The sequence below is a fragment of the Chryseobacterium sp. MDT2-18 genome, from assembly GCF_030815285.1.
GTDB classification, from domain to species: Bacteria; Bacteroidota; Bacteroidia; order Flavobacteriales; family Weeksellaceae; genus Kaistella; species Kaistella salivictor.
The window spans coordinates 148,878-170,053 of record NZ_JAUSWQ010000005.1; the positions used below are offsets into that span (position 1 = coordinate 148,878).

Sequence of the window (21,176 nt, forward strand, 5' to 3'; positions counted from 1 at the left end):
TTGTCTCTGAATTTCTTTAATTTTCAATTTAAAAAAATTATCTTCGCTTTTTAGAAAAATCATCAGATTTGAGTGCCAAAGAAAAGGAATTTGCGAAACTAATTAAGGATAATCAAGGTTTGATTATCAAGGTTTCCCGGCTTTACACTAATACTTTGGAAGATGAGCAGGATCTTTTTCAGGAAATCGTGTTACAACTATGGCGTTCTTACGACTCATTCAAAGGACAGTCGAAAATCTCTACCTGGATGTACCGCGTGGCTCTGAATACCGCCATCACGCTTTTCAGAAAAAAAACAAAGTCCCCGCAAACCGATGAACTGATGGATTATCACCACAGCGATTTTGTGGAAATTGACGATGAAAAACAACAGCACATTTCGACCCTTTATAAAGTCATCAAAATGCTGCCAACGGTAGAACGGGCAATCGTAACCATGTATCTGGATGATTTGCCCTACCGCGACATTGCAGGAAACTTAGGGATTACAGAAGTGAATGCAAGGGTAAAGATGAATCGGTTGAAAAAAACTTTAAAACAACTAATGGAAAAACATGCCTGAATTTGATTTAGATAATTTCAAAAAAACATGGCAACAGGAACCTGTCCGGCCAAAATATGACAGCAAAGATATAGAATCGATGCTGAATAAATCGTCCCGTAATTATGTGAAATATATCCTCTGGATCAGTTTAGCTGAATTTATCATTATTCTTTTGGCCAACATGTACTATTCTTTTTTGGGAGACGACACCTCGGATTTAATGAGCGTTTTGGGCAAATTAGGAATCGATCATTCTGAGGGTTTTGAAACAACAATATCGCATCTTTATTTTGTTTTAAAAATGGTCAGTTTAGCTCTCACAGGAATTTTCGTGTATTTATTCTATCAAAATTACCGAAAAATAAAAATCGAATCGAATCTTAAAAAACTGATTCTCCAGATCATTAAATTCAAAAAAACGGTTCAACTGTTTATCGTTGCCAATATCGGCTTGGTAATCTTATTTACGCTAATTTTAGGAGTATTCACGATAACTGTTTTGGTTGAACAAAATGTTGAATTAACAAATCCTACATTAACTGGTTTTATCACAGGTTTAATCCTAACCATGGGAATCAGTGTTGTTTTAATCTGGATCTATTACCGCATCGTTTACGGATTTATCCTCCGAAGACTAGGGAAAAACCTGAAGCAGCTGCAAAACATAGAAGAGGAGAATTAATAAAAATCTCCTCTTCTTTTTCTGTTCTTTACTGTGAAATTTTACAGTTCTTTCCTCAACCGGGCCACCGGAATATTCAGCTGTTCGCGGTATTTTGCAATCGTACGTCTGGCGATATTATATCCTTTTTCTTTCAAAAGGCCAACCAGTGCATCATCTGTATGAGGTTTTCTTTTGTTCTCATTTTCGATCACTTCCATCAGATGGGTTTTGATTTCTTTGGTAGAAACTTCTTCACCGTCATCATTCGTCAACGAATCTGAAAAGAGACTTTTTAAATAAACGATTCCATTCGGTGTATCGGCGTATTTGCTTTTTACCACACGGGAAATTGTAGAAATATCGAAACCTGTAATATCTGCCACATCTTTCAGAATCATCGGTTTCAGTGACTTATCATCCGCAGTAATGAAATATTCTTTCTGTAACTGAACGATGGCAGAAATCGTTTGCAGTAAAGTATTCTGGCGCTGATTAATCGCATCAATATACCATTTCGCGGCATCTAATTTCTGTTTAATAAAAAGCGCTGCCTGCTTATGTTCCGCCGATTTTTTATCGTGGGAATAGGTGGTTAAAATATCTTTGTACTCATCTGAAACCCTCAAAGACGGAGCGTTTTTACTGTTCAAAGAAGGAATAACGTCCACGCCTCGCGGTCCGTTATCTTTAACGGTAATCAAAAAATCCGGAATAATTTCATTATTAATGGTAATGGTCTGCGTATCATAGTTCCCGCCCACTTTCGGAGACAATTTTGAAATCACTTCCAAAGCAGCTTTTAGATCGTCTTCTTCAATATCGTATTTCTGGATAATCTTATTGTAATGCTTATTGGTTAATGCATCAAACTGATTTCTCAGGATATTTCCCGCTAAAATTACAGCTTTATCTGCACTTACTTTTTTCTCAATCTGCAGCAGAAGGCATTCCTGTAAACCTCTGGCTCCCACTCCCGGCGGATCTAATTTCTGAACGTAATTTTCTAAAATTTCAGTTACTCTTTCTGTAGTTGTAATCAAACCTTGTGAAAAGGCCAAATCATCTACCAACTGCTTTACTTCTCTACGAAGATAGCCGTCGTTATCGAGGTTTCCGATGATATATTCTGCAATTTTCAAATCATCACCATCTACATTTGCCAAACGGATTTGCTCTAAAAGGTAATCGTACAAAGATTCACCTTCCGTTAAAAGGGATTGATTATCAAACTCTTCATCGTCAGCAGAATAATTATTAGCGGATGATTTGTAGGCCGGTTCGTCATCGAAAATATAGTCATTCACATCGAAATCGGTGTCGATACTTTCATTGCCTTCATCTTCAAATTTCTCATCGAGCGAAGCATAGTCCTCTTCTTTATTTTCTTCCTGCACCTTTTCCAAAGCAGGATTCTCTTCGAGCTCGCGCTCTAATTCTTCTTCAAATTCCAGCGTGTGAAGTTGAATCAACTTCATCAACTGAATTTGTTGCGGGGCCAATTTCTGGCCGAGTCTCATTTGAAGATTTTGTTTCAACATATTTTTGTGCTTTTATTTATCTGTTTTTCTTTTTATGATATGCTTAAATTTCATCTTGAGTCTCGTGTTAATGCTTCATCGAATTCCTCAATATCACTATTGGCGAATTTTTAAAAGCATAATAACATTTATTTTAAAGATAAAATTAAAAAAATTTCCTTAAAACTCTGCACTGTTAGGCGTTCTTGGGAACGGAATTACATCTCTGATGTTGGTCATTCCCGTTACGAAAAGTACCAGTCTTTCTAATCCCAATCCGAAACCTGCGTGCGGCACAGAACCGAATTTTCTGGTATCCAGATACCACCAAAGTTCCTCCTCATCTACGTTCATGTCTTTCATTTTGGCTTTCAATACATCGAATTTATCTTCTCGCTGAGAACCTCCGATGATCTCACCAATGCCCGGGAATAATACATCCATCGCAGCAACGGTTTTGCCGTCTTCATTCAGTTTCATGTAAAACGCTTTGATATCTTTCGGATAATCAAACAAAACGACAGGACTTTCAAAATGCTTTTCTACCAGGAAACGTTCGTGCTCACTTTGCAAATCTGCGCCCCATTCATCAATAGGAAACTGGAATTTACCTTTTTTATTTTCTTTCGAATTTTTCAGGATATCAATCGCTTCGGTATAAGAAACCCGTTTGAATCTTTTCTGAATTACGTTTTGCAGTTTCTCGATTAATCCTTCGGACGCTCTGTCTTTCTCAGGCTTTTGTTTTTGTTCTTCTGCAAATCTTTTGTCTAAAAACTCCAGATCATCTTTGCAATTTTCCAAAACATAATTAATGACGTATTTTAAGAAATCTTCTGCAAGATCTATATTATCTTCTAAATTATTAAAAGCAACTTCAGGTTCTACCATCCAGAATTCTGCAAGGTGACGCGTAGTGTTTGAATTTTCTGCACGGAAAGTTGGTCCGAAAGTATACACTCTTCCCAAGCCCATCATGGCCGTTTCTACACTTAACTGACCGGAAACCGTTAAATTGGTTTTCTTGCCGAAAAAATCCTGTGCGAAATCGACCGCACCGTTTTCATCACGTGGAATTTCATTCAGATCGAAATTGGTAACGCCAAACATTTCTCCGGCTCCTTCTGCATCTGCACCGGTAATAATCGGCGTGTTCATATAGAAAAACTGGTTCTGACTAAAGAACTGATGAATCGCAAAACTCACCGAACTTCTCACTCTGAAAACCGCACTGAATAAGTTCGTACGGAAACGCAAATGCGCCTGTTCACGCAAAACTTCCAATGAATGTTTCTTTGGCTGAAGGATTGTTTTGTCTCTTTCTTCGGTAAAGTTATCTCCTAAGATAATAATCTTTTTAGCAATGATTTCGATATTTTGTCCCGCTCCCTGACTTTCTACAACCTCACCGACAATTTTCAATGAAGCCGCGTTGCTGATGTTTTTAAGAATATTTTCATCAAACTGTTCAAAGTCGACAACCACCTGTAAATTGTTGATCGTGGAACCGTCATTCAAAGCGATAAACCGGTTGGAGCGGAATGCTCTTACCCAGCCCTGCACGGTGATGTCATGATGAATCAGTTTTTTATAATCCCCTAATAATTCTTTAATAGTCGTTCTCATTCGTAAGTATTCAATTTTAATGTGTCCTGCGAACCGGCTAGATTCAGCATTCCATAATCCTATAGATGCAAACTTACTAAAAATTGGCGTAAAATTTGCTCTTAGGCAAAAATTATCATAAAAAAAACGCTTGTTAAAAAGCGTTTAAATTCATTGGGCTGGATATAAGATTGCTTTATCAAGCTCGATTGGATTATTATATTTCCGAAGATAATCTTGTTTTTTTAGAGAAATTACATCTGTAATTTCTTCAATTTTCTACTTTCATTGATGGGAAATGCATCATAAATATAATGAAATCAGTTTTAATATAACCTCCCAAAATATCGAATTAGCAACCTAACTGATAAGCAATGAAATTTATTTTGAAATCCCAGTTGCGAACCGACTTGAGTGGAGCTCCTTTTGGGCAACGCAGTGGGGCAAAAAAGCGGGAATCCTTAGACAAGCTCAGGATAAACTCAGGCGGAAATTGTCGACCAAAAAATTAACGAATTAACTTTCGAAGACATAAAAAATAAGATTTACTCGTCTTTCTTAGACGGCACCAGAAAAACATCCATCAAACCTTCTGGCAAAGACATTTTCAGAAACTTCTCTTCGCGGTTTAATTCAATAATCCAGTCTTTGATAATCGGAATAACGATTTGTTTCCCCGCTAAAGTAAGCACGAAATAATGCTGACCGGTTTGGTCATTGACCGACTCGATAATACCGCAGGATTTACCGTCTTCTTCGCGGATTTCAAAACCTATAACTTCGTGGTAATAGAATTTGTTACCTGTCAATTTCGGCAAACCGGAAAGCGGAAGATAAACATCTTTACCCACCACCTGATCCACGAGTGCTTCGGTAGAATTTTTGAAAGAAACAATCAGCGTTTCGCCTTTGCTCCAAGACTGTCTGGTAATAAAAAAAGGCACCAATAATCCGTTGATATCTACAAATACGGTGTCTAATTTAGAGTACATTTCAGGCTGGTCTGTATCTAATTTCAGGAATACATTTCCGTGTAATCCGTGTCTTCGGGTAATTTTTCCTAAAAAATAGCAATCTTCTTTTTTCATGGTACAAATATAAAGTGTTTTAAAATAACAGAGACGTCAAAAATGACGTCTCCATAATTCTTAAAGATAAGAAATTTTATTAAGCCTGAGTTTCTTCAGTTCCTTCTGCTTCTGCAGTTGGTTCTTCAGTAACTTCCGGAGCTGCTTCTTCTACAACTGGTGCATTAGCTGCTTCTTCAGCTGCTTTTGCTTCAGCGATTTTAGCATCAGCTTCAGCTTTTGCGTCGTCAACTAATTTCTGTGCAGCAGCTAATCTATCTTGGTTTACTTTCGCTTCAGCTTCTAAAGCTGCTTTTTTAGCATCTTCTTTAGATTTTGCCAAACCGTCTTTTTTACCAACAACTTTTTGCTCTTTTTCTTCTAACCACGCTGCGAACTTTTTATCAGCTTCAGCCTGATCGAAAGCACCTTTCGCTACTCCACCCTGCAAGTGTCTTTTGTAAAGCACCCCTTTGTAAGAAAGGATTGCACGAGCCGTATCGGTAGGTTGCGCTCCGTTTCCTAACCATTTTACTGCTGCATCTACATTAAGTTCAATTACCGCTGGATTGGTGATTGGATTGTAAGTACCAATTTTTTCGATGAATTTACCATCTCTACTTGCTCTTGCATCGGCAACTACGATGTGATAAAAAGGTTTTCCTTTTTTACCGTGTCTCTGTAATCTAATTTTTACTGACATAAATGTTTGAATTTGTGGGAACTCGTCCCGATTAATTAAGGCCGCAAAGATAATGAAATATTCTCATTCACCAGTCCTAATATTTAAATAATTACAGCCTAAGAATCTTTTTTTTCAGGAGTCGGGAACCTGCTTTCCGCTGTATCTTTTATTCCGCTCAAGCTTCATAAAAGGATGCCGCTGCAATCAGGACTATGAAGGACGTTTCGAAAGAAATTTAGGTTCAAAACTGAGATTTACACCCTTAGAGAAAATAGTAAAATGCAATTTAACTGTAAGATCAAAGAAGACAATTCTTTTCTCTTCAGAACCTTTCATTATTAAATTTATACTTCGTGTACTTTTAATTCTCTACTGAAAGAATACCATAATCAAAGCCAGAATAAATCCAATTCCGGCGTAGATCATTCCTCTTCGGAAGGCTTTTGATTTGAAATTAAACATCCAGAATGAGGAGATCACAAAGAAAAATAAGACAAGTCCAAAAACCGTATTCAAAGAAGCATAACGGTGTGTGGAGGTTGATTTATGCAACTGATTAAATTTCTCCAACACGATCGGCAACTGCATTTTAGTATATTTCGCCTCACCGGTTTTGAGATTATAAGTTCCCTGTTCAAAAATTTTAAGATCACCTTCGCCTGGCTGGAACTCAATATTTTTCATTTTGATTTCCTTCGCGAGTTCTTTTTCCGTCATATTGGGTTTCAATACGATTTCGGTTTTATTTTCTTTTTTCAGGAAATTGGTGTCGCGGTAAATTAACAATACTCCACTGATGGAATATACAGCCATAATTCCCGCTGCGAAATAACCTAGATAACGGTGTGTGATCCGCATGAATGACTTGGTGTCCTTAATTGCTGCCATAGTTTTCTGTTTTTGTTTTTTTGTTTTTTTACTTTTAAATAACAGAAGTGGAAACCGAAATCCCCACCGCTGTTGCTATGAATTTAAGATGATATGAATGTTTTTTTAATTAGAGCTTATAAGTTAAAGTCACGTAGAAATTTCTTGGCGTAATCGGGTTTACCGAGTAATTTTCGTGCACATTGTAATTCACGGTGTCAAACGGATTTCCAACTTTTCCCATGATGGAAAACTTCTTCCAGTCATATCCGGCAGATAAAGATGCGGTGACATAATCATCCACTTTGAATAATCTGGAAACGCCGTCTCTTGCATCATTGGTGGCTTTTGTATCATTCCAGCCGGCAAGTCTGTCTCCTACGAAGTAAACACTTGCGCCTAATTTTAATCCTCTCACATACTGATTAAAGGTATAGAAAACGGATGCGTTTGCTGTGGTAGCAGGCGTTCTCACGAGCCGCTGGTTTTCAACATATCCGAAATCTGCGGGCGTATCCAGATAAAATGAATGGTTGTAAGATGCTCCCGCGATTATTGACAAGTTCGGATAAGGATTTCCTGTAATATCTAATTCTACACCCTGACTACGCATTTTCCCCGCGAATTCTTTAATTGCTGTATCCGAATTTACAGTTCCATCTGCTTTATAATCTGCAGTTTGATAGAAATTTCTGTTTTCAATCTGATAAACGGAAAGATTTAAAGCGACTGCGTTATTCCAGAAATTATGTTTCATTCCCACTTCAAACTGGTCGATTAATGAAGGTTTCAGAGAATTCCCATTGATATCGCGTCCCGTATTGGCGGAGAAGGAATTGGTATACGTTGCAAAAAGTGATAAGTTATTATTCGGCATATAAACCAAACCTGCTTTTGGAGAAAAAGCCCTATCCACAGTTCCTGGGCCGGCAGTAATTTTTCCATCGGCAAAATTCACTTTCTCAGATTCTTTATTTTCAATGTATGACCATCTTAAACCGGCCAAAACTTTAAATTGATCTGAAAGTTCAATATAATCCTGAGCATAAATTCCGAATCTTTGGGTTGGAATTCTGTTTCTGTCCTTTTTGATGGTGTCTGGCATCGCTCCTGAAGTCCAGGTTGCAGGATCATCTAAATAAACAGTACCGTTTGCCGCACCATTGGTTCCGTATAAATAAGAGGTTCCGAAAGTTTTTCCGTTTTTGGGATCAAGATAAGTATAAGAATCAGCCGTCCCGTAGTCTCCATCGGTACCCACCAAAATTTTGTGCGTAACCTTTCCGGTTTTTACTTCACCATTAAGATTCACTTGTAATGAAGTATAATTCTGTTCATTATAAGTTCTGTTCAACGGTCTTTTCCAGTTCAATCGGTCTGCCGCATCGTAACTCCACTGCACTCTTTCTGTTGAAAAATAATCTTTCGTATAATTCTGATAGGAAGCCACCGCGTTTAAAGTCCAGACATCATTAAACTGGTGATTAAAAGTTATTCCCGTTGTGGCCTGCTGTACATTTTGAAATTGCCAGTCGGCACCAACAAATGTATTTCTTGGCAATAAAGTATTTAAGGAGTAAGAATCATCTTTACTGATAATAGAACCCACTCCGAAATCCGGTGTAAAATCATTTTTCAGATAATCTGCTTCTACAATCAACTGAGAATTTTCTCCAATATTAAATAAGAAAGACGGATTGAAATAATATTTTGAAGAAGAAACCACATCTCTAAAACTGTCAGCCGTTTCGTAAGCACCATTGACTCTGAAAGCAACTTTATCATTTAACGGCCCGTAAAAATCGACAGTAGGTTTATAAGTATTCCAGCTTCCGGCACTCAATCCGACACTTCCGCCAAAATCGAATCTCGGTTTTTTCGTAATTAAATTGACTACGCCGCCCGCTGCGACATTCCCGTACAACATGGCGTTTCCACCTTTCAATACCTCTACTCTTTCCAACCCCGAAACTTCAGGAAAAACACCGCTGTTTACCCGGGCTCCATTTTTGAAAATATTATCGTTCCCGAAATTAAATCCCCGTCCGCCAAAACTGTCCTGAGAATTCCCTCTGGAAGAAGTAATGTACAATCCATTCACATTCTGAAGAACATCGCTCAGCTGTTTTGCCTGTTGCTGCTCAATAATTTCATGGGTAACAATTGCCACGGGTTGTGGGTTTTCCATCATCGTCAAATTGGATTTCGACGACATTGGTCTTGCTTTATTTGGATTCCCTGTTTTGTGCAGGTTGATATCTTCTATCTGTTGAATTCTGATGGTATCGCTTATTGGGTCAAATTTCATCTGCGCACTTAGTGTCGCGACAATCATTAAAGCTCCAAGTGAAATAATCTGTTTTTTCATAAGACGTTTTTATTTAGACTGAATTAAAATAACAGCGCAAAAGTAAAAAACAGTTTACTATTAGACAAGGCTATTTGTAATTATTCTAAATAAACTTTATGACAAATGCTTAAATCACTGAAAATGAGTAAAATTAAAGACCGTGATTTTTATCATGTTCGTCTCATTAGCAGAAACCCTGCGAGAACGAACACTATATTGATAACGAAATACGTGAGTCCATTCGGCGCGGTTGCTGTCCCGAACAGCACCACTGCATTTCCTAAAACAGCAATAATGGTGATGATTTTTTTTAAGAAGGAATTTGTAGTGAAGACTTTCTTGTTAAATAATTGAAATAAACCCAGAAATAAAGCCCCATTTACCAAATAAATAAAAATAATAGGAATGGCAGAAAGATCAAAGTTGCTCTCCGTAAAATAAGGATGCGTGTTGTTAATATAATAGACGAAGAGGTAAAAAACAATAATTAATGTTCCAAAAACTGCACTGTTAACAGGCATTTTCGTTTTCTCATTCACTTTATTTAAATTTAGAAATTTCTTCGACTTTTCTAAATTTGCAAATTGATAAGGAACGCGAATTGTCGCTAAAAGCAAACCATTAGAAGTTCCTAAAACAGAAATAATAATGAAAAGCTGCATTAATATCGCCCCAGAATTCGACGCAGTTTTCCGTGCAAACTCTGTGATATAAGTGTCTTTTAACTGAATAATTTCATCGCCACTCATCCGGAAAACAATTCCCAAATAATAAGCGATATAAATCACCATTACCGAAATGGTTCCAATAATTAAAGCTTTCGGCAGATTTTTCCTTGAATTTTTAATTTCCCCAGAAATCTGCGTGGCAATATACCAACCGTCAAATGCAAATGAAATAGGAATGAAGCTCGCCGCCACCAAAAGAATAAACGATTGATTTTGCAAACCACTTCCAACCTGAGTAAAGGTATTCACTTCGCTTACCTCTCCTTTAAATAAACTTAAAATTCCAAGGGAAGCAATAAATATTAAAGGCAAAACTTTCAACACCGTGGTCATCTGCTGAAAAACTCCACTGCTTTTCGGTCGGAAAATATTAATAAAAAAGAAGATGACTAAATTAACAAAACCTATCAGCGCAAAATGCAGAGGCGTAGGTTCAAAATTCATGAACTCTGCCAGTAAATGCGCGATATAAATTCCTGAAACGGTGAATAGAACGGCTGTAAGGGCAGGATAAAACAAACTCATGTACATCCAACCCACAAAATAACTTGCCGTTTCGCCGAATCTGTAGTTCACGTAATTCAGAATCCCCCCATCTTTCGGTAAAAGTTCTGCATAATTCGCCATTGAAATTCCCGCGAACACCACGCTGACTCCCACAATGATAAAACCTAAAAGCCCGGCCAAAACATTTCCCTGTGCTGCCAATAAAACATCGTCTACTTTAAAGAAAATGCCGGAACCAATCACTTGGCCAATCACCATCGAAATGGCGGTAAACAATCCGTATTTGGCTTCCAGTTTTTGGTCGTTGCTCATTTTTATAAAAATTTAACACAAAGAAAGCAAAAGCTTTTTAGTTATTAAATAAAAAGCACAAGATCCCGAAAAAAAGTATTGTTTTTTTGCCACAAATTCACGAATTTCTTTGCAAATGATTTTTACAGCTTTAAAAAAAGCCGCGAATCTAAAATTAACTTTATCCTTTTAAAAAGAAAAATTCGTGCATTCGTGGCTTCTGCTTTCAAATAGTCCGCGATTTTTCCGTATTATTTTTTTGCCACAAATTCACGAATTCCTTTACAACATGTTTTTACTGTTTGTAAAAAATCCGCGAATTTTAAATAAACTGAAGCAATTTGAAATGAAAAACTCGTGCAGTCGTGGCGCTTATTACCCAAAAAAAGGAATGGGCAAAAACCCATTCCTTTTGATGATTTAAAATCTTTACTAATCCAAGTAATTAATCCTGAAGTTCCAACCAACGCATTTCTAAAGCCTGAAGCTTTTCTGCAATGGTTTCTAAATCTTTCGAATAGACCGCGATTTTTCCGTAATCTGTTTCGTTATTTAATTTCTCCAGAATTTCTGCCCTCTGTTTTTCTAACTTGGGGATTTCTTTATCAATCTCTTTTAGCTCCTGCTGCTCTTTGAATGATAATTTCCTGATGACCACTGTTGGCGATGAAACCACAGTCTCTATTTTTTTAGGAGTTTCAACCACCGGAGCAACAACTTTTTTGTTCTGTTCCTGAGATTTCTTTTCACGATATTCTGAGAAATTACCCACAAAATCTTTGATGATTCCGTCGCCTTCAAAAGCCAGAACGTGATCTACAATACGGTCCATAAAATACCTGTCGTGAGAAACAATTATTAGACTTCCCTGAAATTGCAACAGGAAATTCTCTAAAACCGTCAAAGTTGGTAAATCCAAATCATTGGTCGGCTCATCGAAAATCAGGAAGTTCGGATTCTGATACAAGACATACATCAAATGCAGGCGTCTTTTTTCACCACCAGAAAGTTTAGAAATCGGCGAATACTGCGTTTGGTCGTCAAATAAAAACAAACGTAAAAACTGCGAGGCAGAAATCGTCCGTCCGTTTGCCAACGGGAAATTTTCTGAAATATCTTTAATAAAGTCGATCACTCTTTGATCTTCTTTATACTTTAAACCTTTTTGCGAAAAATAACCGAATTTAATGGTTTCACCGGTTTCAATAGACCCGGAATCATAAGGTTCCAAACCTTGAATAATATTTAAAAGCGTCGATTTTCCGGCTCCGTTTTTTCCAACGACTCCTACTTTTTCACCTCGTTGAAATTGGTAAGAGAAATCTTTCAACAATAAATTATCACCGTAACTTTTGCCGATATCATGTAATTCAAGAATTTTTGTTCCGAGTCGTTTCATCTCAAAATCAAGCTCGAGTTTTTCTTTTCTGGTGTCAGTTTTCGCTACTTTTTCGGTTTCGTAAAAATCGCTTTGGCGTGATTTAGATTTCGTCGTTCTCGCTTTTGGCTGACGGCGCATCCACTCCAATTCCTTTCTGTAAAGGTTTTGTGCTTTGTCGATCGTAGAATTCATATTGTCTTCGCGGATGATTTTATTCTCCAGATAGGTTCCGTAACTCCCGTTATGAACATACATATTAAAATCTTCAATTTCCCAAATAATATCACAAACCGCATCCAGGAAATACCGGTCGTGCGTTACCAGAAGTAAAGTCACCATCGCTTTTGAGAGATAATTCTCCAGCCATTCCACCATATCCACATCCAGGTGGTTGGTCGGCTCATCCATAATCAATAAAGTATGGCGGTGCTGCGCGCGCGTTTCTACCAGAAGTTTTGCCAGGGCAACTCTTTTAATTTGACCACCGGAAAGGGTTTTCATTTTCGAAGTCAAATCCGTGATTTTTAACTGGCTGAGAATCTGGCTCATTTCATTTTCCAAATCCCAGGCTTCGTGAACTTCCATTTCATTCAACGCTTTATCCATATCATCCGGATTTTCGGAGATCAAAGCGTGATGGTAATTTTTCAACGCCATAATCGGCGCAGAATCCAAAGTCATCATGAATTCTTCAACATTCAGTTCGCCTTCAAAATCGATTTCCTGATCAAATAAAACGACCTGAATATCTTTGTTAATGGTAACTGTTCCTGAATCGGCGATTTCTTTACCCATCAAAATTTTGAGCAAAGTCGATTTTCCGGAGCCGTTTTTGGCAACGATGGCAATTTTATCACCTTCATTAATATGGAAAGTGATGTCTTTGAAAAGTGTTTTTACCCCGTAAGATTTCGTAAGGTTTTCGGCTGAAATGTAATTCATTATGTATTTGGACTGAGTGATTTTTGAAAGGTGCAAAAGTACGGAAATTAGATGAGAGATTTTTAGATGAGAGATAAAAGACTTCTTTGCGCTTTGTTTTTAATCAAAAGAGAGCACTTTTAATTTCTAAAATTTAGTTAAAGTCACCGACTTTAACAATTCTTTAGCACAATCCTAAAGATAATTTTAGAATATTTGCCAAAATTAATTTATGAAAAAAGCATCTTTACTTTTTATTCTCCTTTTTGGATTTTTAATAAATGCACAAATTATCTCCGGAACCATTTTTTCTAAAGAAGACCGGCAACCCATTCCTTACGCGAAAATTGGAATCGAAAACGAAAATACCGGGACCATCGCCGATGAAAACGGCCATTTTAAAATCGAATTAACAAACATCGACATAAATAAAACTTTAAAAATTGAAGTTGGTGGTTTTGAAAAATATGCAGTTTCAGTGGCTCATTTTTTAAAAGAAAAGCAACGCCCGATTTTCCTAACTGAAAAAGTAAAAGATATTCAGGAAGTAGTCATTAATCCTAAAAAATATATTAGAAAAAACTGGGGAATCAACACGAAAACCCAAAGTATACAGATCGGTCATATTCCTTCAAAAAGTGAAGAAGATCTTTCAAAAGAAGTTGCCATGCTTTTTAAAACCAATAAAAAGGCAAAAATTGAAAAAATCAACATCAATATTTCTAATTTCAAAACTGACAAACCGGTCTTTATAAGGTTTACTGTTTACGATAAAAATCTGAATTCAATTCTTACTGAAGATCTACACGACGAAATTACTTCAAATAAAATCGTTGATAACACTTATAGTTACGATGTTTCTAAAAACAACATCTGGGTAAATAATGATTTCTATATCGGAATTCAGTTGCTGAATCGTTTCGAAGGTGCTTTTTATATGAGTGGCGCGCTGATGGGAAACAAAACCATTTACAGAAATTATTTAGGCGAATGGAAAAAGGTTCCGATGGTAAGCCCGGCAATCAACATCGATGTGAAAGTTCAAAAATAATTCATAGTTTTAATCTCAATATTTGCAGAATACCTTATTTTTACATCGTAACAAATTTTATAAAATGAAAAAAACTTCACTGATATTACTCGTGTTTTTCAGCATCATCACTTTTGGACAGGGAATGAAATTCGAGGAAAACAAAACCTTTAAAGAACTTTTGGCACTTGCCAAGAAAGAAAACCGACTTCTTTTTTTAGACGCTTACACCACGTGGTGCGGTCCCTGCAAAATGATGGCAAAAAACGTTTTTCCACAGGCTTCCGTTGGAGAATTTTACAATGCCAATTTCATCAATTCTAAAATTGATATGGAAAAAGGCGAAGGAATCGATATTGCGAAAAAGTATAATGTGCGAGTCTATCCTACCTATCTTTTCATCAATGGAGACGGTGAACTGATTCATCGTGTGACTTCTTATTACGACCCCGAAGATTTCATCAATGTCGGGAAAGATGCCGTAGATCCTTCAAAACAAATGGGCGCGCTTAAAAAGAAATTTGAAGCCGGCGAAAAAGATCCGGAATTTTTGAAAAATTTCATCAAAGTGTATGCTTACACAGATCCTGTTTTGGCATCGAAAGTAGCCAAAACCTACTTTGAGGGTAAAAAAGCAGATCTTTTAACTCAGGAAGATTTATCTTATCTTTTTTCATTGACGAAAGACAGCAACTCTCCCCTTTTTCCCGAATTTATCTCCCGTAAAGACGAATTACTGAAACTGATGCCGGAAGAAAATTACAACAGAACTGTTAATAATTTTAAACTGAACGCGATTTTCAATACTTCTTTTGACCAAACCACAAAAATTCTTGATGAGAAAAAATTTATCACAGAAGCTAAAAAAATAATGTCTGAAGAGAAAGCGAATTCCCTGTTATTGAAAGCAAAAATGAAAATTGCTGCTTCGGACAAAGATACCGCTGCTTATCAAAAATACGCTTTAGCCTACTACAAAGACGGAGCATCTGCGGAATTTACCTGGGATGAACTCAACTCTGTTTCCTGGTACTTTTTTGAAAATATCACAGACAAAACCGCTTTAGGGAAAGCGATTCTTTGGGCAAAGCAATCGGTAAAACTGAATGAGGGTTACGCCAATACCGATACGCTCGCAAATCTTTATTTAAAGAGCGGAGACAAGGTGAATGCCAAAATATGGGCAGCAAAAGCCATTGAACTGGCCAAAAAAGAAGGTGAAGATTATGCAGAAACTCAGGCTTTATTAAATCAACTTAAATAGACCATTTCATTATATTTATATACCGAAGAGGATGCCCAAAAGCATCCTTTTTTGTTAATCTAAAGTCAACCTTTTCAGCGACCACAGATTCCCGTTGAAAACATTCAGATCTACTTTGGTATTGATTCCGTATACGATTCCGTTTTCGGTGAACTGCCAGATTTTCCAATCTGCGTCGGGCGACGGTTGTGGCACATCATTATAATTGGCCAGCCACATCGGATAATCATCAAACTCTCCTTTCAGAAAATCTTTGTGATAATGGTAATAAGTGTAAATAATCGGTTTCACGCCATACGCTTCTTCGACTATCCGGCACCAAATCTTCAGATCTTCAATTAATTTCTTGGTCGATTTTTTCCGCGGAATTTTTTCAATATCTAAAATCGGTGGCAGGTCTCCGGATTCCAATTTCACATTGTCGAGAAAATTATTGGCCTGCATTACGGGATCTTCATCGGCTCTGTAAAAATGATATGCACCCCGGATGAGTTCATGTTTTTTCGAAAGCTGCCAAAACTCATCAAAATGTTTATCAGCAGATCTGTTGCCCATCGTCGCCCGAAGAACCACAAATTTTATAGGAATAGCGCGGTTCCCGATACTTAAACTGTCCCAGGTAATATCTTCTTTTTTTTGGTAATGAGAAACATCCATCCCAAAAGTTTTATCGGCGTAATCACCGATAATCCTGTTGATTCTGTTTTCTTCCCTTTCAGAATTCGACAGTTTTTTATGTTCGAACTTATTGAAATACATCGCATAATAAAACGCGATTTTCTGCTTTAAATAAAAGCCGGTTCCGAATAATGCCAAAGCCAAAAAAAGCAATAAAATTTCCCGGCGCAGAAGAAAATGTCTCCTGCGTTTTTTATGAATTTTCCGGGTGGTTTTTCTTTTAACAGTTCTCTTGGCCATGGGTTTGCAAAAATAGATTTTTTAGGGTAAAAAAACGATGAAAAAATGCAGGTGGAAAAGTTTCGACTCAAATCCTCCTTAAGAACTTTTACAACCTTAGCTTTTAAAACATTAATTGAATTAAAAATAAAATGAACAGAAAGGATTATTTAGAAAAATAGTAACTTCTCATCAAATTAAATTTATGAAAAAAATTCTGCAGATTTTCACCTTGCTTTTTCTCCCATTTCTATACGGACAACAAGTTTCGGATTATCAATATATTTATGTTCCGGAAAAATTCAGTGATACTGAAGTCAACAAATTCGATTTGAATGATTTGCTGAAACTCAAATTAAAACAGAAAAAATTCACAGTAATTACCGAATCCAAAGAAAAATGGCCTGCAGAATTATTACAAAACCCTTGTCATATTTTGACTGCAGAACTTTTGAACAGCAGTAATATGTTCAAAAACAGACTTAAGATTGAATTTAAAGACTGTCAAACTACAACAATCAGTTCTTTGGAAGGAAAATCTTCTATCAAGGAATTTGAACCCGGAATGCGTGACGCTTTAGAAGATGCCGCGAAAAAAGTACCGGTTTCAATGCCTGTTGAGAAATCGATGGTGACTGAAAAAGTAGAACCTGCAAAAATAAAACAGAAATCAGAAACCGTCAAGAAAGATTTGCCGCTCGTTTCAGAAAGTAAAAACATTAAAGTGGTACCGGCTCCAAAAGAAGGCGCGACCGCGGGACAAAAAGCAGAAGTTTACAGTAACGGAACTTTATCGGTCAACAGAATTTTCCTGGCCAATGGAGAATTTATTTTAGTTCATCCAAACAATTCGGTTCTGTATGCCACCTTCAAACCTTCCACTAAAAAAGACGTTTATCGGGTTCAACTCGCTGATGAAACGGCAACTTTGGGTTATTTCGAAAACGGCGAAATCATTGTAGAATTAGTTAATTCAGACGGAAGTTTCAGAAAAGAGGTCTTTTCAAAAAAGTAATCTTTAATTCGGATTAAAATACTCCCAAACCACTTTCCCTTTCGATTTTCCCAGAATTTCTTCCAGAGTCTCTAAATTCGATTCTTTAATTCTCTTGACGGATTTCAGTTTCTGAAGCAACATTTCAATCGTCTTTTCACCCACTCCGGGAATTTCGTCGAGTTCGGATTTGATGGTTGAATTTTTGCGTCTGGTTCGGTGATGTTTCACGCCAAAACGGTGCGATTCGTCGCGAACTCTTTGAAGAATTTTCAATGTTTCTGATTTTTTATCTAAATAAAGCGGAATCGAATCTTCCGGGAAATAAATTTCTTCCAGGCGTTTTGCAATTCCGATGATGGTGATTTTTCCGTACAGACCGAGCAGTTTCAAACTTTTAACAGCAGAAGAAAGCTGACCTTTTCCACCATCAATTAAAATAAGTTGCGGCAAAGGTTCTGCTTCTTCTAAAAGCCTTTTGTATCGGCGGTAAATCACTTCTTCCATCGTCTTATAATCGTCAGGACCTACCACCGTTTTCGGATGAAAAATACGATAATCGGCTTTGCTGGGTTTTCCATCTTTAAAAACAACACAGGCGGAAACGGGATTTGTTCCCTGAATATTCGAGTTGTCAAAACCTTCAATATGTCGCGGTTCCACAGGCATCCGCAGCAGTTTCTGCATCTCTGCCATGATTCGGTTGGTATGTCTTTCGGGATCGATAATCTGAACCTGCTTTAGTTTTTCAACACGGTACTCTTTGGCATTTTTTTCAGACAGTTCGATGATTCTTTTCTTATCGCCGACTTTAGGAACAATCAGTTTCACGTTAGGAATTTCTAATGTTAAATGAAAAGGAATCAGAATTTCTTTAGAATCAGAATTAAATTTCTGGCGAATCTCAATCATCGCTTCTTCCAGCATATCTTCGTCAGATTCCTCCAGAATTTTCTTTATTTCTGTGGTGAAACTCTGGATAATATTTCCGTTCTGAATTTTAAAATAATTAATGTAGGCCGCAGTTTCATCGCTCGTCATCCCAAAAACATCCACATCATCAATGTTTGGATTGACCACCGTGTGCTTGTGCTGAAAATCTTCCAGCAAATCGATTTTCTCCTTTATTGTCTGAGCATTTTCAAATTCCAAATTTTTAGCAAAAGCTATCATCTGATTGGTCAGATATTCTTTCGCCGTCCGGAAATCACCTTTAATAATTCCGCGTATCGCATCAATTTTTCTATCATAACTTTCTTTCAATTCCAGCATTTCGCAGGGACCTTCGCAGTTTTTGATATGATATTCCAGGCAAACCCTGTATTTTCCTTCCGCAATTTTTTTGGGTGAAAGGTTCAGATTACAGGTCCGGATTTTATAGAGGTGTTTGATGGTATCGAGCAAAACCTTGGCTGGGCGGACTTTCGCATAAGGTCCGAAATATTCTGAACCATCTTTAATTTTCGTCCGCGTTAAAAAAACACGCGGAAAATCTTCATTTTTAATGCAGATCCAGGGATAGGTTTTGTCATCTTTGAGCATGACATTGTAAAACGGCTGATGTTCTTTAATTAAATTATTTTCCAACAAAAGCGCGTCGTATTCGCTATTCACGACGGTAGTTTCCAGCCGGAATATTTTGGCGACCATAATTTTCGTACGGTAACCCGGCTGATTTTTATTAAAGTAAGAAAGTACTCTTTTCTTTAAATTCTTCGCTTTTCCAACGTAGAGTAAATTACCTTTTTTATCATAATACCGATAAACTCCGGGATCGGATGGCAAAGTTTTCAGTTGAAGTTCAAGATCAGCATTCATGTTACAAAAATAGGGATTTGCTTCGTAAAAAAGAACTGCTAAAAATAAAACCAGCCTGCCGAAATGGACAGACTGGTTTAAAATTAAATTTTAAAAATGTTACGCTTTTACATTTTCAGGAATCTCCAGAGCGATTATTTCGTTTTTATAATCAGCCAGCTGAAGTTCGACCATTTTTACATTCTTTTTGAAAAAAGGAGTTTCTGCAAATAATTTTTCATAATAATTCACGCCTTCAATCAAATTGGTTTTAAAGGTTTTCCATTTTTTAGTCTGAGCATTGGTGAAACTGTCGGAGAATTCTTCAATTTCATTTTTCAGATATTCCACATACATTTTCAGTTCATTGACGAAAATATTCGGACGGTTCTGCTCCGGCATTACGTTTTCGTTTCCGTAAATATGTTTCACCATATCAGAAAGCGAAACTTCTTTGTCGAAATAAGCGAGATTAGGTCCGGGACAAACCACGACTCCCTGCTTTTCTCCTTTAATCTGGATTTCGCTTTCGAGATAAGACGAATTCACCAAACCAACACATAGGCAGGATTTCTCTGTGATTTTTGATTTTCTTTTGTCGTATTCTTTTAAAGATATTTCCTCTTTAACCTCCTCTAAATCATTCAGTTTTACGGTTTGATATTTTCGGGAAGCGGTACAAATTCCTTCGGGTCCAAATTCTTTGCTTAAAGCCAAATACTTTTTCGGGCAAGAACTTCCGGCTTTTTCTTTATTAATTTTTTCCTGTTTGAAAAACTCATTCGAACTTCCTTTAATCGTATTAAAAGGAATCCCGAGCGGAGAAATATTGCTTAAATAAAAATCTTCTTCTTTAGATTTTGCTAACAGTTCCCGCGTTTCTCTGTCCACAGAAGTCGCTTCGGGAACAAGTAAAAAAGGCGATCCCCAACCGATGCTGTCAACTTGGTAATTCTCCAGCAAAAACTCGTGTTCTTCGGCGGTCCCCACTCCTCCCTGAACGGTGATTTTCATTTCTAATGGTTCACTCGGACAAGGAATTTCCTTTTGAGTCAAAGCATTTACCATCAATTCATGAGCAGACGAAATCAGATCGTTTTTCTTTTGTTTGAACTCTTCCATAATCGGTCCCAGCAATAAACCATCTGTTGCAAAGGCGTGACCTCCACAATTCAAGCCCGATTCTACCCGATATTCCGAAACCCAAAGCCCTTTTTTTGCCAGGAAATTCCCCTGAATCATCGCAGACCGGAAATCACTTACTTTCAAAATAATTTTCTTTTTGAGTTCTCCTTTTTCATTTGGAAAAAAATCGGGGAAAGATTCAAAATAACTGTATAATCTCGGATTCATTCCTGCAGAAAGTACAATGGAAGACGAAAGTTTACTGTTGGCAAAACCTCTCAAAGAAACGTGCGCATCATTATAAATGACTGGCAACTGCTCCCCTTTTACGAAATTATCCTTGTCTACTTTGGTCATGATATTCACATCAATACTTCCGGGAGAAAGGTGACTTTCTAAAAATTTCCGAACATTTTCGGTGAAATTTTCCTTTTGATCAGCGAGGTTCTCCAGTCCCTTTTTAAGTTCAGATTTGTTGGGAAGAATATCGATGTACTGACTAAGTGCTTCCTTGCTTTTACTTAATTCCTGCTTGAAATTTTCGAATTTCATATTCACCACATCGTGAACCATATCCAGGTAAGCGGTGATTCTTTTGGCACGGTAATCTTCAATCTTATTGGAAATTCCGGTATAGCTGAAATTATTTCTTTTGTGATAAAGACAGTTCATTTTCTCGATAATCTCGTCATCGATAATTGAAATTACAGACGAAATTCCGTATTGTGCAACTCGAATCGGACTGTCGATTGTATATGCCAATCCCATTACCGGAATGTGAAAATTGTGCGCGGGTTTTTTCTTATTCATATTTTTTATTGGTCCTTTTATTAATTAGATAATTTTAAACACCCATCAAAATTAGAATTAAATTTTTAATTATGTATCGGATAGCAACTTTAATAATACGCTGATTGTATGACTTTTGTCAGCAAATAAAA

16 protein-coding genes are annotated in these 21,176 nt (G+C 37.0%); 5 read left to right on the top strand and 11 right to left on the bottom strand.

Annotated elements, in window-relative coordinates; translation table 11 throughout:
• The first annotated feature begins 68 nt into the window (after positions 1-68).
• Together QF004_RS07160 and QF004_RS07165 are read left to right on the top strand one after the other, a co-directional pair.
• Positions 69-563 (top strand): RNA polymerase sigma factor, encoded by a 495-nt coding sequence (locus tag QF004_RS07160; protein ID WP_133438813.1) that lies wholly within the window; start codon positions 69-71, stop codon positions 561-563.
• On the top strand, positions 556-1,227 hold the full coding sequence (locus QF004_RS07165; RefSeq protein ID WP_133438814.1) for a beta-carotene 15,15'-monooxygenase: 672 nt from the start codon (positions 556-558) through the stop codon (positions 1,225-1,227). Before QF004_RS07160 ends, QF004_RS07165 begins: the two co-directional genes overlap by 8 nt.
• A 41-nt stretch (positions 1,228-1,268) precedes the next feature.
• On the opposite strand, the gene rpoN is transcribed toward QF004_RS07165, so the two are convergent.
• From rpoN to QF004_RS07205, 8 genes are all read right to left on the bottom strand, one after another.
• A complete protein-coding gene (rpoN, locus tag QF004_RS07170; RefSeq protein ID WP_133438815.1) occupies positions 1,269-2,747 on the bottom strand; it encodes an RNA polymerase factor sigma-54 in 1,479 nt (492 codons plus the stop codon).
• Between the two features lie 159 nt (positions 2,748-2,906).
• Positions 2,907-4,352 (bottom strand): asparagine--tRNA ligase, encoded by a 1,446-nt coding sequence (gene asnS / locus QF004_RS07175; protein WP_307424413.1) that lies wholly within the window; start codon positions 4,350-4,352, stop codon positions 2,907-2,909.
• Between the two features lie 524 nt (positions 4,353-4,876).
• A complete protein-coding gene (gene rimM / locus QF004_RS07180; RefSeq protein ID WP_307424416.1) occupies positions 4,877-5,419 on the bottom strand; it encodes a ribosome maturation factor RimM in 543 nt (180 codons plus the stop codon).
• 79 nt (positions 5,420-5,498) lie between these two features.
• Positions 5,499-6,101, bottom strand: a complete 603-nt coding sequence (locus QF004_RS07185; RefSeq protein ID WP_133438818.1) for a 30S ribosomal protein S16 — start codon at positions 6,099-6,101, stop codon at positions 5,499-5,501.
• 351 nt (positions 6,102-6,452) lie between these two features.
• Positions 6,453-6,971, bottom strand: a complete 519-nt coding sequence (locus QF004_RS07190; protein ID WP_307424421.1) for a hypothetical protein — start codon at positions 6,969-6,971, stop codon at positions 6,453-6,455.
• 109 nt (positions 6,972-7,080) lie between these two features.
• Entirely contained in the window at positions 7,081-9,318 is a 2,238-nt protein-coding gene (locus tag QF004_RS07195; protein ID WP_307424424.1) for a TonB-dependent siderophore receptor, read from the bottom strand.
• Positions 9,319-9,470: 152 nt separating this feature from the next.
• Positions 9,471-10,847 carry an APC family permease gene (locus tag QF004_RS07200; protein WP_307424427.1) on the bottom strand — a complete coding sequence of 459 codons (1,377 nt, stop codon included), beginning with the start codon at positions 10,845-10,847 and terminating at the stop codon, positions 9,471-9,473.
• Positions 10,848-11,271: 424 nt separating this feature from the next.
• Positions 11,272-13,149 (bottom strand): ABC-F family ATP-binding cassette domain-containing protein, encoded by a 1,878-nt coding sequence (locus QF004_RS07205; protein WP_307424430.1) that lies wholly within the window; start codon positions 13,147-13,149, stop codon positions 11,272-11,274.
• 211 nt (positions 13,150-13,360) lie between these two features.
• Here QF004_RS07205 and QF004_RS07210 point away from each other — a divergent pair, with 211 nt between their 5' ends.
• Together QF004_RS07210 and QF004_RS07215 are read left to right on the top strand one after the other, a co-directional pair.
• Entirely contained in the window at positions 13,361-14,179 is an 819-nt protein-coding gene (locus tag QF004_RS07210) for a carboxypeptidase-like regulatory domain-containing protein (protein WP_307424433.1), read from the top strand.
• Between the two features lie 64 nt (positions 14,180-14,243).
• Positions 14,244-15,422 (top strand): thioredoxin family protein, encoded by a 1,179-nt coding sequence (locus tag QF004_RS07215; protein WP_307424436.1) that lies wholly within the window; start codon positions 14,244-14,246, stop codon positions 15,420-15,422.
• Between the two features lie 54 nt (positions 15,423-15,476).
• Here the strand turns inward: QF004_RS07215 and QF004_RS07220 are convergent, their stop codons facing one another.
• Complete coding sequence (locus QF004_RS07220; RefSeq protein ID WP_307424438.1) at positions 15,477-16,340, bottom strand: glycoside hydrolase family 25 protein; 864 nt, start codon at positions 16,338-16,340, stop codon at positions 15,477-15,479.
• Between the two features lie 184 nt (positions 16,341-16,524).
• Between QF004_RS07220 and QF004_RS07225 the strand changes: the two genes are divergently transcribed.
• The gene (locus QF004_RS07225; RefSeq protein WP_307424441.1) at positions 16,525-17,334 is read left to right on the top strand and encodes a hypothetical protein; all 810 of its coding nucleotides are present in this window, start codon (positions 16,525-16,527) and stop codon (positions 17,332-17,334) included.
• Between the two features lie 3 nt (positions 17,335-17,337).
• On the opposite strand, the gene uvrC is transcribed toward QF004_RS07225, so the two are convergent.
• A complete protein-coding gene (gene uvrC / locus QF004_RS07230; protein WP_307424444.1) occupies positions 17,338-19,131 on the bottom strand; it encodes an excinuclease ABC subunit UvrC in 1,794 nt (597 codons plus the stop codon).
• 99 nt (positions 19,132-19,230) lie between these two features.
• Positions 19,231-21,045, bottom strand: a complete 1,815-nt coding sequence (locus tag QF004_RS07235) for a hypothetical protein (protein ID WP_307424447.1) — start codon at positions 21,043-21,045, stop codon at positions 19,231-19,233.
• Between the last annotated feature and the right edge of the window lie 131 nt (positions 21,046-21,176).

Coding starts and splice junctions, on each gene's coding strand:
- QF004_RS07200 (WP_307424427.1), bottom strand. CDS start 10,847: ATGAGCAACGACCAAAAACTGGAAGCCAAATACGGATTGTTTACCGCC.
- QF004_RS07220 (WP_307424438.1), bottom strand. CDS start 16,340: ATGGCCAAGAGAACTGTTAAAAGAAAAACCACCCGGAAAATTCATAAA.
- QF004_RS07185 (WP_133438818.1), bottom strand. CDS start 6,101: ATGTCAGTAAAAATTAGATTACAGAGACACGGTAAAAAAGGAAAACCT.
- QF004_RS07215 (WP_307424436.1), top strand. CDS start 14,244: ATGAAAAAAACTTCACTGATATTACTCGTGTTTTTCAGCATCATCACT.
- rpoN (WP_133438815.1), bottom strand. CDS start 2,747: ATGTTGAAACAAAATCTTCAAATGAGACTCGGCCAGAAATTGGCCCCG.
- QF004_RS07210 (WP_307424433.1), top strand. CDS start 13,361: ATGAAAAAAGCATCTTTACTTTTTATTCTCCTTTTTGGATTTTTAATA.
- QF004_RS07190 (WP_307424421.1), bottom strand. CDS start 6,971: ATGGCAGCAATTAAGGACACCAAGTCATTCATGCGGATCACACACCGT.
- QF004_RS07165 (WP_133438814.1), top strand. CDS start 556: ATGCCTGAATTTGATTTAGATAATTTCAAAAAAACATGGCAACAGGAA.
- rimM (WP_307424416.1), bottom strand. CDS start 5,419: ATGAAAAAAGAAGATTGCTATTTTTTAGGAAAAATTACCCGAAGACAC.
- QF004_RS07205 (WP_307424430.1), bottom strand. CDS start 13,149: ATGAATTACATTTCAGCCGAAAACCTTACGAAATCTTACGGGGTAAAA.
- QF004_RS07225 (WP_307424441.1), top strand. CDS start 16,525: ATGAAAAAAATTCTGCAGATTTTCACCTTGCTTTTTCTCCCATTTCTA.
- QF004_RS07235 (WP_307424447.1), bottom strand. CDS start 21,045: ATGAATAAGAAAAAACCCGCGCACAATTTTCACATTCCGGTAATGGGA.
- asnS (WP_307424413.1), bottom strand. CDS start 4,352: ATGAGAACGACTATTAAAGAATTATTAGGGGATTATAAAAAACTGATT.
- QF004_RS07195 (WP_307424424.1), bottom strand. CDS start 9,318: ATGAAAAAACAGATTATTTCACTTGGAGCTTTAATGATTGTCGCGACA.
- uvrC (WP_307424444.1), bottom strand. CDS start 19,131: ATGAATGCTGATCTTGAACTTCAACTGAAAACTTTGCCATCCGATCCC.